This window comes from Pseudoflavitalea rhizosphaerae (assembly GCF_003991355.1).
GTDB lineage: Bacteria > Bacteroidota > Bacteroidia > Chitinophagales > Chitinophagaceae > Pseudobacter > Pseudobacter rhizosphaerae.
This window is the reverse complement of sequence record NZ_RCSU01000001.1, coordinates 221,836-237,862: the sequence shown is the minus strand read 5'-3', so window position 1 is coordinate 237,862 and position 16,027 is coordinate 221,836. Positions and strand designations below refer to the sequence as shown.

General features: G+C 47.1%; 10 protein-coding genes. 7 read left to right on the top strand and 3 right to left on the bottom strand.

The features are described 5' to 3' along the window. Positions 1-27 precede the first annotated feature (27 nt). Genes D9Y29_RS00955 through D9Y29_RS00935 form a run of 5 tightly spaced genes read left to right on the top strand, consistent with a single transcriptional unit; the run spans position 28 to position 10,130 of the window. A complete protein-coding gene (locus D9Y29_RS00955; RefSeq protein ID WP_127124563.1) occupies positions 28-2,844 on the top strand; it encodes a SusC/RagA family TonB-linked outer membrane protein in 2,817 nt (938 codons plus the stop codon). A gap of 23 nt (positions 2,845-2,867) precedes the next feature. Next, entirely contained in the window at positions 2,868-4,622 is a 1,755-nt protein-coding gene (locus D9Y29_RS00950) for a RagB/SusD family nutrient uptake outer membrane protein (RefSeq protein WP_127124562.1), read from the top strand. 32 nt (positions 4,623-4,654) lie between these two features. After that, on the top strand, positions 4,655-5,695 hold the full coding sequence (locus D9Y29_RS00945; RefSeq protein ID WP_127124561.1) for a DUF5627 domain-containing protein: 1,041 nt from the start codon (positions 4,655-4,657) through the stop codon (positions 5,693-5,695). A 22-nt stretch (positions 5,696-5,717) separates the two neighbouring features. Then, positions 5,718-7,634 (top strand): alpha/beta hydrolase-fold protein, encoded by a 1,917-nt coding sequence (locus D9Y29_RS00940; protein ID WP_127124560.1) that lies wholly within the window; start codon positions 5,718-5,720, stop codon positions 7,632-7,634. A 27-nt stretch (positions 7,635-7,661) separates the two neighbouring features. Beyond that, the gene (locus D9Y29_RS00935; protein ID WP_127124559.1) at positions 7,662-10,130 is read left to right on the top strand and encodes a glycoside hydrolase family 95 protein; all 2,469 of its coding nucleotides are present in this window, start codon (positions 7,662-7,664) and stop codon (positions 10,128-10,130) included. Between the two features lie 22 nt (positions 10,131-10,152). Here the strand turns inward: D9Y29_RS00935 and D9Y29_RS00930 are convergent, their stop codons facing one another. After that, a complete protein-coding gene (locus D9Y29_RS00930) occupies positions 10,153-11,169 on the bottom strand; it encodes a zinc-binding alcohol dehydrogenase family protein (protein WP_127124558.1) in 1,017 nt (338 codons plus the stop codon). 18 nt (positions 11,170-11,187) lie between these two features. Then, a complete protein-coding gene (locus D9Y29_RS00925) occupies positions 11,188-12,207 on the bottom strand; it encodes an aldo/keto reductase (protein WP_127124557.1) in 1,020 nt (339 codons plus the stop codon). Between the two features lie 101 nt (positions 12,208-12,308). On the opposite strand from D9Y29_RS00925, the gene D9Y29_RS00920 reads away from it, so the two are divergent. Then, complete coding sequence (locus D9Y29_RS00920) at positions 12,309-13,193, top strand: helix-turn-helix domain-containing protein (RefSeq protein WP_127124556.1); 885 nt, start codon at positions 12,309-12,311, stop codon at positions 13,191-13,193. 74 nt (positions 13,194-13,267) lie between these two features. On the opposite strand, the gene D9Y29_RS00915 is transcribed toward D9Y29_RS00920, so the two are convergent. Further along, a complete protein-coding gene (locus D9Y29_RS00915; protein ID WP_127124555.1) occupies positions 13,268-14,842 on the bottom strand; it encodes a glycoside hydrolase family 43 protein in 1,575 nt (524 codons plus the stop codon). A gap of 258 nt (positions 14,843-15,100) precedes the next feature. Here D9Y29_RS00915 and D9Y29_RS00910 point away from each other — a divergent pair, with 258 nt between their 5' ends. Then, positions 15,101-15,967 (top strand): sialate O-acetylesterase, encoded by an 867-nt coding sequence (locus D9Y29_RS00910; protein WP_127124554.1) that lies wholly within the window; start codon positions 15,101-15,103, stop codon positions 15,965-15,967. The last annotated feature ends 60 nt before the right edge of the window (positions 15,968-16,027 follow it).

Sequence of the window (16,027 nt, the reverse complement as noted above, 5' to 3'; positions counted from 1 at the left end):
TCGTTCAAAAAGATTAAAAGGAAATAAATGAAAAAAAATATATTAGCTGGAGTGGTGCTGTCCTGTGGATTGTGTGCGGGGATTGGTCCGGATGCCCTGGGACAGACTTCCGCCAACTCAAAAGACCTGCAAACCCCCGGCAAAGATTCACTGGTGCATGTAGCATACAGGACAGTTGACAGGAAAGATGCTCCTGGCGCCATTTCCATATTGAATCCTCCTCAATACCTCGATAAGCATTATGGCACCAATCCCCTCGAAGGCATTGAAGCATTTGCCGGAGGGACCAATTTATGGAACCTGGGTGCAGCCCTCGTTCTCATCGATGGAGTGCCCCGGTCTGTTACTGACGTCACTACAAACGAAATTGAACAGATCACATTCCTGAAAGGGGCAAATGCTGTTGCGTTATATGGTAGCCGCGCAGCAAACGGCGTGATGATGATCACCACAAAAAGGGGGAAGGCCGGCGCCCCGGTAATCAATGTGCGTCTCAATACAATGGTGAGCAAACCGAAATCATATCCTGATTATCTGGGTGCTGCCGATTATATGACCTATTACAACCAGGCATTGAAGAACGATGGCTTGCCTGCTTTATATGCAGACTCCACCATCGCAAAACATGCCGCACATTCAAACCCTTACCAATATCCCGATATCGATTATTTCTCTTCTGATTATTTGCGCAAATTTTTTAATACACATACGGCCAATGCCGAATTCTCAAGTGGTACTGAACGTGCCAGGTTCTATGCGCTGGCTGGTTTCCATAATCAAAATTCACTGCTGAATTTTGGTGAAGGAAAGGATGAGCATATTACCCGGCTGAACCTTCGTGGTAATATCGATCTTAAATTGAATAATTTTATCAGCACCTATGTAAATGTGTCTGCCGTTTTTTTCACCAGCAGGAATGCATTGGGAAATTACTGGCAGCGTGCAGATAGTTTGCAGCCACATCGCTTTGCGCCGCTTATCCCTGTCAGTTATATAGCAGCAGGATCCAAGGGAGCGCAGGCGCTGGCGGGTGGCCGCCGGAATTTGATAGAAGGAAAGTATTTACAGGGAGGCACCCAGCAATTTCTCACAAATCCTATCTCTGATGTTTATGGCGCAGGTTATAATATTTTCACCAACAGGCAATTTCAGTATACCAGCGGTATAGATGTGGATCTCAGGAATTTGTTGAGCGGACTGTCTTTTCACGGTGAAGTGAGCGTGGACTATTCAAACCGGTATAATGAATCTGTGAACAATACTTATGCGATCTATGTGCCCACCTGGAATAAGATCAATGGTAAGGATTCCATTACGGACCTTACCATGTATAACAAGGATGCCAGGCCCGGTACACAAAACCTCAGCAATACCTGGAGTGATCAGCTGATCGATTTCAATTTTCAGATCAACTATAAAAACACCTTCCGGGAAAAGCACAATGTATCCGTAATGCTTTTGGCTGATGGCATGCGCAGGAGGCAGACGGGCGACTACCAGTACCGTACAAACGCAAATGCCGGACTGCACCTGGGATACAATTTCGATCAGAGATATTATGCGGAATTCAGCGGAGCGGTTGTGAACAGCACCAGGCTGCCAGCAGGCAAACGTGTGGCATTTTCCCCAACCGCCAGCCTGGGATGGGTGCTGAGCGAAGAGGATTTTCTGAAAAATTCCGCTGTGGTGGACCGCCTGAAACTGACGGCTTCTGCCGGTATTGTGAATACAGACCTGGACTTTGGCATTAATAATTACTACCTGTACGATGCCGTTTATTCTCCTACGGCTTATTACTCCTGGGCAGATGGGACCTTCGTCAACCGCACCACCACCATTTCCCGCGGTGAGAACCTGGGGCTTACTTATGCCAAAAGAAAGGAGTTCAATCTGAGCATCGAGGGCGCATTGTATAAAGGAAAGATCGATTTCATGGCCAGTTTGTTCCATATCAAAAAAGATGGAATGCCTGTGCAGAACTATAGCCTGTATCCCGGATTCTTTTTTACCGGTTATCCTGAAACATCTTTTGTGCCTTACGCCAACTTCGGGGCAAACCGTTACCAGGGATTCGATTTCAGTGTGAATTTTCATGAAAGGGTAGGTGAGGTCAGGCTCACTCTTGGAGCAGCAGGCACTTATGTTACTACAAAGGCGCTGAAGCGTGATGAATTATTCACCGATGCTTACCGCAACCGCGCTGGTAAACCGGTAGATGCGATTTTCGGACTGCAAAGTCAGGGCCTTTTTGGAGACCAGGGTGAAATTGATCAGCATGCAACCCAAAGATTCGGTACTGTAAAGCCGGGTGATATCAGGTATGTAGATCAAAATGGCGATAAAGTGATTGACGAGCGGGATGAAGTGATGTTAGGACGCTGGAGCAGCCCTTTTACCGGAGGTTTGAATATTACTGCGCAATGGAAAGATTTCACACTCTTTGTGCTGGGAACCGGATCATTTGGTGGAACAGCCATAAAGAACGGTGATTATTTCTGGGTAACGGGAGCTGCTAAATATTCAGGGGTAGTGCGGAACAGCTGGACGGAAGAAACAAAGAACACTGCCAGCTATCCGGCATTGAGTACGCTTGGCAGCGGAAATAATTTTCGCAACTCTGATTACTGGACTTACAGCACCGACAGGTTCAACATCTCAAAAGTGCAACTTACCTGGTCATTGCCAAAAAAGATCCTGAAGGGATCATTCGTAAAAGGGGTGAACATCTACGTTAGTGGCTTTGATCTGCTTACAATTGCCAAAAACAGGGAGATCCTTGAACTGAATATCGGTTCCATACCACAATCAAGGTCCTACAATTTTGGCGTGAAAGGTGAATTTTAGGTAATCTCGAAACAACTAATTTTATGAAAGCTAGTTATATTTTCATATTTGCTTTGGGCATCGCCTTTTGCAGCTGTAAAAAGATTTTGAACCCTGCCGATGAAAATAATCGCGGGCTGAGTGATATTTACAATGATGCGGCATTTGCAGAAGGTCTTTTGCTGAATGGTTATGTACGTTTACCGTTGGGTAGTTATTCCCTCAATGATGTTGCCACTGATGATGCAGTGTCTAACAACCCCAACAACAGTTTTCGCTTGATGGCCACCGGTAACTGGTCATCCATCAACAATCCGATGGACCAATGGACAGGATCATTCGCCGCCATTCAATATTTGAATTTGATTTTGGAGGAAGCCGACAAAGTGAACTGGGCATCGACAGGCGAACACACGAAAGAGATGTTCAACGACAGGGTTAAAGGTGAAGCATATGGACTTAGGGCATTGTTCATGTTCTATTTATTGCAGGCGCATGGTGGTTGGGGAACAGACAATAAGTTGCTGGGAGTACCCATACTCACAAAATCATTGGATAGCAAATCCGAATTCAGGGTGCCGCGCAATACTTTTGAAGAATGTGTGCAACAGGCTTACAAAGACCTGGAAATGGCGGAAAGTTTTCTGCCCCTAGATTTTGTGAATATCGGGTCCGCCGGAGAAATACCATCGAAGTATGCAGGTAAAACAACAGTGTCTGATTACAACCGCGTATTTGGCGCCTATAATGCACAACGAATGACTTCTCGTATTATAAAAGGAATCCGTGCGAAAATATCTTTACTCGCTGCAAGTCCTGCCTACGCACAGGGAACTTCCATCACCTGGGATAAAGCAGCAGATGATGCAGCAGCAGTATTGGACCTTATCGGCGGATTGTCTGGCATTGCCAATAATGGGGTGTACTGGTATGCGAGCAAGAACGCAGGTGAGATCAACGGTTTGGCGGCAGGGAATAATCCACGGGAAGTGCTTTGGAGAGGTAATGTAGGCGATGGGAATAACCTGGAAAGGGATAATTATCCTCCAACACTCTATGGTAATGGACGGGTGAACCCAACACAGAACCTGGTGGATGCATTCCCCATGTTGAACGGTTTTCCGGTTAACGATCCTGCCAGCGGCTATGATGCCGGCAATCCCTATACAAACAGGGACCCGCGTCTGGCGCTGTATATTGTGGTGAATGGAAGCAAGATGGGACCCGGCGGCGCCACTATCTATACAAGGGTCGGCACTTCCGATGATGGATTGAATGCTATTTCCACCTCTACCCGTACCGGCTACTATATGCGTAAACTGCTCCGCGAAGATGTGAACCTCAATCCGGCCAGCACCAATACGCAGAGACATTATGTGCCGTATATCCGGTATACGGAATTGTTCCTCGCTTATGCAGAAGCTGCCAATGAAGCATGGGGACCCGATGGTAAAGGTGCACACAGTTATTCCGCCAGGGAAGTGATTGCCGCAATCCGGAACAGGGCAGGAATAACACAGCCTGATGCTTATCTTGCTTCTGTTACCAGTAAAGATGATATGAGAAAGCTGATCCACAACGAAAGAAGGATAGAGCTGTGCTTCGAAGGGTTCAGGTTCTGGGACCTGCGCAGGTGGAATGAAAACCTTACTGAACCGGCCAAAGGAGTTAGTATCAACAATAATGTATACACGGTCAGTAATGTTGAGAACAGGCAGTATGCAGACTATATGAACTACGGTCCTTTGCCCTATAATGATGTTCTGAAATTAAACCTGCTGCAAAACAAGGGGTGGTAGAACTGGTTGCCTAACCATAAAAAAATAGACAAATGAAAAAATTGATATTGCTGTCGTTCATACTTCTGGTGGTCTTTTACTCATGCTCCAATAAGGATACTGTATTTCCCGACTATAAATATTCCACTGTTTATTTCCCTTATCAATCGCCTGTAAAAACACTGGTGCTGGGAGAGGATATTTATGACAATACCTTGGATAACCAGCATAAATGCCTTGTGATGGCTACCATGGGTGGAGTATATGAAAATAAGAAGAATATTACTTTGACTGTTGTTGCAGATCCATCGCTGGCGCAGGACCTGAAATTTGAATCAGCTGCCGGTGACGATATTGTAATGATGCCTGAGAGCTATTACTCTTTACCTTCAACCAAAGACCAGACGATCCTGATCCCTTCAGGTAAATTCATGGGCGGTCTTGAAGTGCAATTGAAAGATGAATTCTTCCAGGACCCGCGCTCCATCAAAAATACTTTCGTTATTCCGATGCGCATCACTGGAGTAACAAATGCCGATTCTGTACTTAGCGGTAAGAGCAATCTTCCGGACCCCGACCGGAGGAATGCCGGAGATTGGGTTACAGTGCCAAAAGATTATGTGCTATTTGCAGTAAAGTATATCAACCCCTATCATGGAACCTATTTGCGCAGGGGGATAGATAATGTAAATGGAGCAGGAGGTAATACGGCGCTGGACACAACAGTGATTTACCATGCGCCATTTGTTGAAAAGGATGAGCTTTGCAATATGGTCACCACTTCTCTCAATGAAGTGTCTGTTTCCCTGAATGCGAAGAATCGCGGGAATGTGAATGTGCCTTTCCAACTGATCCTGCATTTCGATAACCAGGGAAAATGCAGTATTGCCAACCCTGCTACAGCATCCTATACCATCACAGGAACCGGTGAGCTGGTAAAGAAAGGCGATATGTGGGGAAATGAAAAAAGAGATGTGCTGTACCTGCAGTACCAGGCAGATTTTGGAACTACCACCCATGCTTTCAAAGATACCATCGTATTGCGCGACAGGGGTGTTAAGATGGAAACCTTCAACCCTTACATCGTTCATTAATTGCTGAAATAATATTGCCGTTATGAATAACAGGTTTCTCTTCCTGTTTGTATGCCTTCTTCTTCGATTCCATTCTTTTGCCCAGCCTTCTGTGAAGGAAGCGCCAGCAGGTTTTGATATTGAAAGAAGCGGTATCCCGCATGGTAAGATCGATACGGTCAGTTATCGCTCCAAAACAGTAGGCGCTGTTCGCAAAACGCTCGTTTATACGCCGCCGGGATTCTCTTCCAGGAATAAATATGCCGTACTGTACCTGCTGCATGGAATAGGTGGCGATGAAAAAGAATGGTTTAACCATGGTAAGCCGCAAATCATTTTGGATAACCTGTATGCAGAAGGTAAGCTGGCGCCAATGATCGTGGTAATGCCCAATGGCAGGGCCATGAAAGATGACAGGGCTACCGGAAATATCATGGCCCCTGACAAAGTGCAGGCATTTGCCACATTTGAACAGGACCTGTTGAATGATCTGGTCCCTTTTATAGAAAAGAAATATCCGGTGTTGAAAGACAGGGAACACCGCGCAATTGCAGGTCTTTCGATGGGAGGAGGGCAGTCGCTTAACTTTGGCCTCGGAAACCTTGACCGCTTTGCCTGGGTAGGCGGATTCTCCTCCGCTCCCAATACCAGGGCGCCGGAACAATTGGTTCCAGATCCGGAAGCGGCAAAACGACAACTCAAATTGCTCTGGATCTCCTGTGGCGATAAAGACAATCTTATCACTTTCAGTAAAAGGACCCACGACTATCTCTACGAAAAAAATGTGCCCCATATCTATTACATCGAACCGGGTGTACACGATTTCAAAGTATGGAAGAATGGTCTCTATATGTTCAGTCAATTTCTTTTCAAACCCGTAGACACTTCTTCTTTCCGGCGTTTTACGATACTGGGCACTCCGGCCAGCACCAATGTACGATCAGCAACCTATCCACAGGTATTGCCGGATAACCGGGTAGCCTTCCGCGTTAAAGCTCCCGAAGCAAGGCAGGTACAGGTAGACCTGGGCCGTAAATATGATATGGTAAAAGACGCGGATGGATTCTGGAATGTAGTAACCGATTCCATTGGGGAAGGGTTCCATTATTATTCCTTACTCATCGATGGTTTGGCATTGGCAGATCCTGCCAGTGAAACCTTTTATGGAATGGGACGCATGGCAAGCGGGATCGAAATTCCTTTCAGGGATGGAGGCTATTATGGAGTAAAGAATGTACCGCATGGCGACATTCGCATCAAGCGTTATTTTTCTGCAGTCACCAATTCATGGCGCAGATGCTATATCTATACACCGCCAGGTTATGATAAAAGTCCTGAGCTGTATCCCGCATTGTACCTGTTGCATGGCGGCGGAGAGGATGAGCGGGGCTGGGCCAGCCAGGGTAGGACCGATCTGATCATGGACAACCTTATTGCTGCAGGTAAAGCAAAGCCAATGCTGGTGGTTATGATGGATGGTAATATGGGCGCGGGTGGCGGCTTTACGGAGCAGGTACTGCGCGCTTTTGAAAATGAACTGAAACAGGCGGTAATTCCTTTTGTGGAAAATAATTTCCGGATAGCCAAAGGGTCCGCAAACAGGGCATTGGCAGGTCTTTCGATGGGAGGGATCCAGACTCTCTACGCAGGAATGAAGAATACAGATATGTTCGGATACCTGGGTGTATTCAGCTCTGGTTGGTTGCCTGCCCAGCAAAGCATTTCGGATGCGCAATACAGTTATATCAGCAACAATCTTCCAGCTATCAACAATAATCTTAAATTACTGTGGATCGCGATGGGAGGTAAAGAAGATATTGCCTACAATAATTGCAAAAACATGCTTGCCAGGTTCGACGGCCTTTCTTTAAAATATTCCTATAGCGAATATCCCGGCGGTCATACTTGGCCGGTATGGAGGAACAACCTTTTTTCTTTCGCGCCGCTGCTCTTTAAATGAATTTCTATTACCTAAGTTCCGGGTCCTATGACAAGATACATACTTCGCTTTTTTTGTTTTGCTTTGGTACTGCTCCATGTAAAAGGGATAGCGCAGGCTCCCGGGCTGAAATTGTGGTACAACCACCCTGCAGGTCAAACCTGGGAAAATGCATTACCAGTTGGTAACGGACGGATGGGGGCGATGGTGTATGGCAATGTATCCCGCGAGACCATTCAGTTGAATGAACATACGGTATGGAGTGGCAGCCCTAACAGGAATGATAACCCGGCTGCTCTTGAAGCGTTGCCGGAGATCAGGAAACTTATTTTTGAAGGCAAACAAAAAGAAGCGGAAAAACTGGCGGACAAAGCTATCATTAGCAAAGGATCACATGGCCAGATGTTTCAGCCTGTTGGCAGTTTGCAACTGCTGTTCGAAGGTCATGAGTCGTACGCTGATTATTACCGGGAACTGGATATAGAAAATGCAGTAACCAAAACTTCTTATACATCAGGGGATGTGTTGTATACGAGGGAAGTGTTGGCATCATTGGCGCATCCTGTTGTAGTGGTGAGGTTGACTGCTTCAAAACCCGGACAGCTTTCTTTCAAAGCATTTTTTACTACGCCGCAGCCCGGGGCAACAACACATGTATCGGCCAATATGGAGCTTGAGATTGCCGGTACTACCATCGATCATGAAGGAGTAACCGGAAAGATAAAATTCAAAGGACTGGTTCGTGTGAAGCAGGAAGGTGGTAAACTGGTTTCGAATGATACTGCATTGATTGTGCAGGGAGCCAATTCTGCCACCATCTATATTTCGATCGCATCCAATTTCAAACATTACAATGATCTCAGTGGGAATGAGCATGAGCGGGCAGCAGCAGCTTTGAAGAAGGCTGCTGTTTTTTCATATGACGCTATCAGGTCGGCACATATAGCCGCTTACCGCCATTATTTCAACAGGGTGAAGCTGGACCTTGGACATACGGATGCTGCGAAATTACCAACCGACCAGAGGTTGAAACTTTTCAACAGCACGGAGGACCCACACCTGGTGACACTCTATTATCAGTTCGGCCGTTATCTGCTGATCTCTTCCTCGCAACCCGGCGGGCAGCCTGCCAACCTGCAGGGGATCTGGAACCAGCACATGCGCCCACCATGGGATAGCAAGTATACGATCAATATCAATGCTGAAATGAATTACTGGCCGGCTGAACGGACCAATCTTTCTGAATTGCATGAGCCCTTCCTGCGAATGATCAGGGAACTGGCTGTTACTGGACGTGAAACAGCCCGCGTGATGTATGGCGCCCGAGGATGGATGGCCCACCACAATACTGATATCTGGCGCGTCACGGGAGCTGTTGATGGCGCACAATGGGGGGCATGGACCGCCGGTGGGGGATGGTTGGTACAGCATCTCTGGGAACATTTCTTATATAACGGAGATAAGAAGTTCCTTGACTCTGTATACCCTGTGTTACGTGATGCAGCTTTATTCTATGTGGATTTCCTCGTAGAGCATCCTGCGCGGCGCTGGTTGGTTGTTAATCCTGGTTTGTCGCCGGAGAATGCGCCTGCCGCGCATCAGGGCTCATCACTGGATGCAGGTGTTACCATGGATAACCAGATCGTCTTCGATGTATTCAACACGGTGATCCGTGCAGCAAGGATCCTGGGGAAAGATCAACTTCTCTGTGATACACTTAAAAGAATGCGGGACCGCCTGCCGCCCATGCAGGTTGGACAACACGGGCAATTGCAGGAGTGGCTGGATGATATCGATGATCCGAATGATCATCACCGTCATATCTCCCACCTGTATGGCCTCTTTCCATCCAATCAGATCTCTGCATTTAGAACACCAGCCCTGTACAGCGCTGCCAGGAACACCCTGATCCAGCGTTCAGATGTTTCAACCGGCTGGAGCATGGGTTGGAAAGTGAACTGGTGGGCACGTATGCGTGATGGCAATCATGCTTATAGGCTGATCCGTAATCAGCTTACACCAGTAGGTGTCATTCGTGACGGTGGAGGAACTTATAATAACCTGTTCGATGCACATCCCCCATTCCAGATAGATGGGAATTTCGGTTGTACATCAGGGATAACCGAGATGCTGCTGCAATGTGCAGATGGCGCCATCGATCTTTTACCTGCCTTACCCGATGCCTGGCCTTCAGGAAAAATATCAGGGCTGCGGGCATGGGGAGGTTTTGAAATTGTGCAAATGGAGTGGAAAGATGGAAAGGTTTCAAAACTGGTTATCCGCTCAACGCTGGGAGGCAACCTGCGGCTGCGGACTCCCAATGGATTGAAGCCCGCAGGCCGCTTCACAATTACTCCTGCGAAGGGAGAAAATAAAAACCCTTTCTTCCAAATTATAGAAACAGCTCCGGCAGTTGTTTCACCCAAAGCCACTATCACTGCTCCCGTTATCAGGGCAACAAGGGAATATGATCTGCATACGCAGAAGGGAAGTGTTTACAGCTTGATCGGTTATTAGAGCTGACCGTGCCGGTCTGTGGTCAGTCAAACCGGACCATAGGTTTGATCACCCCGCTTTCCGGTTTCAGCCAGCTTTCGAAATTATTCGCAACCTCACTGAATTGTACTGTATGCGTTATGAAGGACGCCGGGTCGATCTTTTTATTGCGTATTGCCAAAACAACCGCTTCAAAATCTTTTCGTAGTGCATTTCGGCTGCTCATCAACGTTGTTTCTCTTTTGTGGAACTCAGGGTGGGAAAAACTGAACGCTTGTTTTTGCAAACCAACCAGGATATATTTCCCGCTGTGTGCCAGGTATTGGAGCCCTTTTTCGATGGCTTGGAGGTTCCCTGTTGCATCAAATACAATAGCTGACATATCGCCGGATGTGATATCGCTTACTGCTTCCACCGCATTGGTTCTGCCTGCATGAATGGTGTGCGTGACGCCCGTTTTTTCCCGGCAGAATTCAAGTCTTCTTTCATTTACATCGATGGCAATAATGGTGGCGCCGGCCAGCCTGGCCATTTCCATGATGCCAAGGCCAATAGCGCCTGCACCGCAGACTACAACCGTGTTGCCGGGAGAGATGGCCGCTCTTTGTACTGCGTGAGCGCCGATGGCCAGCGGCTCCGTTAGTGCAAGTTCCTGCAACGATAATCCTTCACCTTTCACCAGGCTGTTGGCGGGAACGCTGATATACTCCTGCATCCCTCCATCGATATGTACACCAAATACCTTGATGGATACACAGCAGTTGAATGCTCCACTGCGACAGGCTATACAATGTCCGCAGGAAAAATATGGCACGATGGTGACTGCCTCACCAACTTTTAAATCCGTAATTCCATTATTGTCTGCCAGCTCACCGGCTATTTCATGACCCAGTATCCTTGGATAGGTGAAATAGGGCTGGGTGCCTTCGTATGCATGTAAGTCGGTTCCGCAAACGCCGATATGCTTCACTTTGATGATTACATGCCCTTCCTGCGGGATTGGGTCAGTCGCTGTGCCATATTCAAGTTTGCCGGGTTCCTGACAACTTAAGAATTTCATTGCTTATTCAAGTATTGGTTATTGATCGATGCTGTTGCTGACATTTTCAGATAGAAGTCCCCGTACCTTCATTTCCTGCCAAAACTCCTGTGGGATAACTGCATCAGTCATCAACAGGTTCTCCCTGGTGCGGGCCGGCGAGCTGCTGCTAAGCGCGATACTGTGCACGCCGGGAATATCGAGTGCAAACCTGATGGCGGCTGAAGCAGGATTGATCCCAAACTCCCTGCAGATGGTATAAAAGCGGTCCCTCCATACAAACAAATCCCGGTGTGCTTCAATATCCCTGGATACCCGCCGATAGTTGAAATAATCACCACCTGTGAGAAAGCCTCCATGGAACACGGCAGAGTTGATCACTGTGACCCCATTAGCCGATAGTTCATTCACGAAATTCATCAATGCCGTGGGATGACTGTATATTGTAAGACTATTGGCAAACATCACCCAATCCAGCATTATATCCCCGCTGATCCTTTGTATCGTTTTCCAGTCTTTTGAACCTATGCCGATGGAATCCACCAACCCCTGTTGCTTCAGGTCCGTAAGGGCCCGGTATCCATCGAGAATATTTGTGTACCGTACTTCAGCATCTTCTTCACTGCCGGCAGCAAAAAGATATTCATCCGGATCATGAATGGAAACCATTCCTGCGTTATAATCTCCCAGCAGCTCATTGCCCTGTTCAAAACATTCCATGATCTCATCATAACCGATCTGCTGCCGGGCATCATGCCTGAGGTCTTTCCAAATTCCCGGTTCAAAAACCGGTTCAGCTGATTCAAGAGGTGTCCGGACCCAGCCGAGCTTATTGCTGATCATCACTTCTTCAGGAGGAACACCCAGTTCTTTCAGACACCGGCCCAGTGCCTCCAATGCAAGGCCCGCACCATATTTTCCGGCACAGTCGAATACTGCAGGCCTGCCAGCTGTTTCCAGGTATGCTGCCACGATCTGTTTCTTTTTTTCAGGAGGAAGAGCTGTGTAGAGATTGCCAAGTGAACTGGTCCCCGCTATCACAGGAGGGAGTTGTACCATATTGCTATTCTTTGGATTTGCAGTCTAAATCTAAAATCGAAGGAAGCAGGAAAAAATACATAGATTCGACTTTACATTATATAAATCCGACTTCAACTCTTATGATCAAAAGGATCCTCAGGCATTCTTTCACACTGCTCAACGTAGACCATGTTCAGTTGGGCAAAAAGTGGAATTACAAAAATGTTTTGAGTCCCTATTACCGCCTTTACTATATCGATGAAGGGCATGGAGAGGTTTCTGATCAGGACGGGACCTGTATGCTGGAACCGGGTTTTATGTACCTGATCCCTGCCTTTACGTTATGCAATCTTTATTGTGCGGGATCGATGAAACAATATTTCATTCATTTTTTCGAGGATACAGCTGAAGGGATCTCATTGTTCCATAACAGGCGAAAAATAGTGAAGCTAAAAGCCGGCCGGCAGGACATACTGAATGTTCAACGGCTTTTGGAGATCAACCCATTCCGGAAGATCAACCGTTCCGATAATCCCAGGGTATATGAGAAAAACATTTATTATAAGGAATATGCAGAGCTGAATAACAATCAGGGATATGCGCTGTTTATGGAGTCCCAGGGTATTCTCCTGCAACTCGTTTCAAGATTCCTGGTGCCTGAACAACTGCAGCAGTCGAATGCTGCCGGACTGCCTTCCAAAGTGGTGGACCTGATAGGGTATATCGAGCTGAACCTTCATAAAACCCTCACTGTACAGATGCTTGCCAATATGGTGAACCTGCATCCGGATTATCTTTCAAGATTGTTTTTGAAAATGACAGGGGAGCGGCCCTTGTCTTATATTCACACCAAGAGGATCGAAAGAGCGCAATACCTGATGGTAACCACTGATCAGTCTCTTGCCCAGATCAGTGAGGTATTGGGTTTTGACACCCTCCCGCATTTCATGAAAGTTTTCAAAAAAGTTACCAGTCTTACTCCGGGAAAATATCGTGAGCAATACCATAGTCCGGGCTTGTTCTAAAAAAAATACCCGATGTAAAAACATCGGGCTCATTGCTATATGAAACTACCACTATTGGTAAGTGATCTCTTGCATCATAATGTTTTACCGATGTGGAAATAATCGAAATCTGCAAATCCGCCTGTTGAAAGCGTAGCGTAATTGAATAACCCGAATCTGTAACCCATGAAATGGGGAATGGTGTACGACATCTTCAGTGATCCTCCGATCTGTGTCCATTTTTTCCCATCCAAACTGTAATAGAAATCGGCTTTATCCGCAAGATCCATGAAGTTGCAGTCAGCCCTGAGATGTACCGTTTTCCCTTTCAGCACTACCCGTTGCATTTCGATGGGGGTTCCTGATTCAGCACTAACCATCACAATATATGGTTCACCATTCTCCATCTTAACGCCTGCCCATCCATATTTTTTTTGCAATAGCAGCAGACCTGCACAATCACCGTCTTTCATATTCGATACATCTATAGCCGTAGCCCCGGATGATTGCGGACCGAAGGTCCGCTGTGTAAGCGTATTGCGTGCCTGTATTATGGAAGAGTCTATCCTGCCCGTGGTGAGACGGAGAAAACCAGGGCGTTTGGTGAGCGACCAGTTATTATTATCCGGGTTATGGTTCCATTGCCAGGCGAGTGGAAGAGCTGGTTCTCCTTTTTTGCGTTTGAACTCATCCGATGTAACGATACCGGGTTCCAATCCTTTGCTGGCAGGCAGGTTCAATTGAACAGGAACTTTTCCATTCTCACCCAATACCGGCCAGTCGTTTTCCCATTTTACAGGGACCCAATAGGGGATCCGTCCAACTGCGCCGTAATCCCGGAACAGGTAGGCATACCAGTTACCTTCAGGCGTACTGATCAGTCCGCCCTGCGCCACGCCCAGGTCCTGCAGGCCAACCCGTCCTTCCCAGGGGGCTTCCAGTTTATCTGCACGATGAATGATGACGGTACGCATACCGCCTCGCGGCCAGCAGATATTGAAGAGATAGAACTTATTATTGATGCGGAACAATTGTGAACCTTCCGCCTGTAAACCAACATTGCTGCCGGCAGGTGCGCTGGCATTCTCTATCAGCACTGTTGGTATGGTCCCCGGCTTGATGCCGGAAAGATCCTCTGCCAACTCCGCGATCATGATCTTACCAGCGCCATACACCATAAAGATCCTGCCATCTTCTGCGAAGTAGAGAGAATGGTCATGAAGGGAAGGAGCGAAGCTGATCTTCTTCCAGGGCCCTTTCTCAATATCTTTTGTAGTGTAGATATAGGTTTTGCCGGTATTGCCTGCAAAAGTGCTTACATAAAAAGTTCCTTTATGATAACGCAGACTGCTGGCCCAGGAACCATGACCGTAGCTGTTTTTCCCGTTTTCCAGGTTGAGGGGGCCCATATCATCGAGGATATCATATGCATAGGAAACGATGGTCCAGTTCACCATGTCTTTCGATCTCATGATTGGAACACCGGGACTCATATGCATCGTGGTGCTGCTCATGTAATAGGTGTCGCCAACGCGGATGACGGACATATCAGGAACATCTGCAAATATTACCGGGTTCTTTGCCTGTTCTCCGGCCCCATCCTGGGCTTTAGCCTGCACAACTATCAGGAATATCAGTAATGAAACAATTGCTTTATGGATCAATATCATGATCGTTATGATTTTAGATGGTAACCTGGCCAGCCATACGCAAATAGCCGGGATAGCGCGGAAGAGCGTAAGATTCGATCACCAACAAATGTAGCCGAACAGAAAAAACGGGAATGGGTATGATGTCAAAATGTGTAGCACAAATGTTGAATGGCCGGGCATCTTGTTGATGAACATTTGTGCTACTGTTTTCTCCATTTCTCCCAACAAAGAGAATACCACCGGTTTACTTTTGATCAGAATGCCATATGAACTCGTATGAAAAAAGAATTACTACGCAAGCTGATCAGATCGTCCTGTTCTCTGCTCTTTTTTATTGTTTTGTTAGACGCAACTTCTTACGCGCAGGACAAAAAATTCCATATCTATCTATGCCTCGGCCAGTCGAACATGGAAGGCAGCGCCAGGATTGAACCGCAGGATACTACCGTGAATGAACGATTCCAGGTAATGGAAGCGGTGGATTGTCCCAGGCTGGGCAGGTCTATGGGAAAATGGTATACAGCCAGGCCTCCATTATGCCGTTGCCATACCGGCCTCACGCCGGCAGATTATTTCGGAAGAAAACTGGTGGCCAACCTGCCTGACGATATACGCGTGGGAGTGATCAACGTATCCGTTGGCGGCTGTAAAATTGAACTCTTCGATAAAGATAGCTGCCTGTCTTATATAGCCACCGCCCCGGATTGGTTAAAGAATATGGCTAATGAATACGGGGGTAATCCCTATGCCCGGTTGGTAGAAGTGGCCAGACTGGCGCAACGCGATGGTGTTATCAAAGGCATCCTGTTGCATCAGGGTGAATCCAATACCAACGATACACTATGGCCTTTGAAAGTAAAAAAGGTATACGACAATCTTCTAAAGGACCTGGAGCTGCCTCCCAATAGCCTGCCGCTCCTGGCCGGAGAGCTGGTGCATGCAGACCAGGGTGGAGTTTGCGCAAGCATGAACAGGATCATTGCAACACTTCCCCGGTTGATCCCATCAGCCTCGGTAATATCATCGGAGGGATGTGCTGCCGCTCCGGACAAATTACACTTCAATGCTGAAGGGTATAGGGTCCTGGGAGCCCGGTATGCAGACAGGATGCTGGCATTGCCTGAATATAAAAGCCCTCATTGAATTTAAGCGTAGCCACGCATAAAAGAATTCAGCCTCAAATATCAAAGCATAATTAAGCAA

Bases quoted from the DNA above. Each gene is read 5' to 3' on its own strand.
- D9Y29_RS00910 (WP_127124554.1), top strand. From the start codon at position 15,101: ATGAAAAAAGAATTACTACGCAAGCTGATCAGATCGTCCTGTTCTCTG.
- D9Y29_RS00935 (WP_127124559.1), top strand. From the start codon at position 7,662: ATGACAAGATACATACTTCGCTTTTTTTGTTTTGCTTTGGTACTGCTC.
- D9Y29_RS00940 (WP_127124560.1), top strand. From the start codon at position 5,718: ATGAATAACAGGTTTCTCTTCCTGTTTGTATGCCTTCTTCTTCGATTC.
- D9Y29_RS00955 (WP_127124563.1), top strand. From the start codon at position 28: ATGAAAAAAAATATATTAGCTGGAGTGGTGCTGTCCTGTGGATTGTGT.
- D9Y29_RS00930 (WP_127124558.1), bottom strand. From the start codon at position 11,169: ATGAAATTCTTAAGTTGTCAGGAACCCGGCAAACTTGAATATGGCACA.
- D9Y29_RS00920 (WP_127124556.1), top strand. From the start codon at position 12,309: ATGATCAAAAGGATCCTCAGGCATTCTTTCACACTGCTCAACGTAGAC.
- D9Y29_RS00915 (WP_127124555.1), bottom strand. From the start codon at position 14,842: ATGATATTGATCCATAAAGCAATTGTTTCATTACTGATATTCCTGATA.
- D9Y29_RS00945 (WP_127124561.1), top strand. From the start codon at position 4,655: ATGAAAAAATTGATATTGCTGTCGTTCATACTTCTGGTGGTCTTTTAC.
- D9Y29_RS00925 (WP_127124557.1), bottom strand. From the start codon at position 12,207: ATGGTACAACTCCCTCCTGTGATAGCGGGGACCAGTTCACTTGGCAAT.
- D9Y29_RS00950 (WP_127124562.1), top strand. From the start codon at position 2,868: ATGAAAGCTAGTTATATTTTCATATTTGCTTTGGGCATCGCCTTTTGC.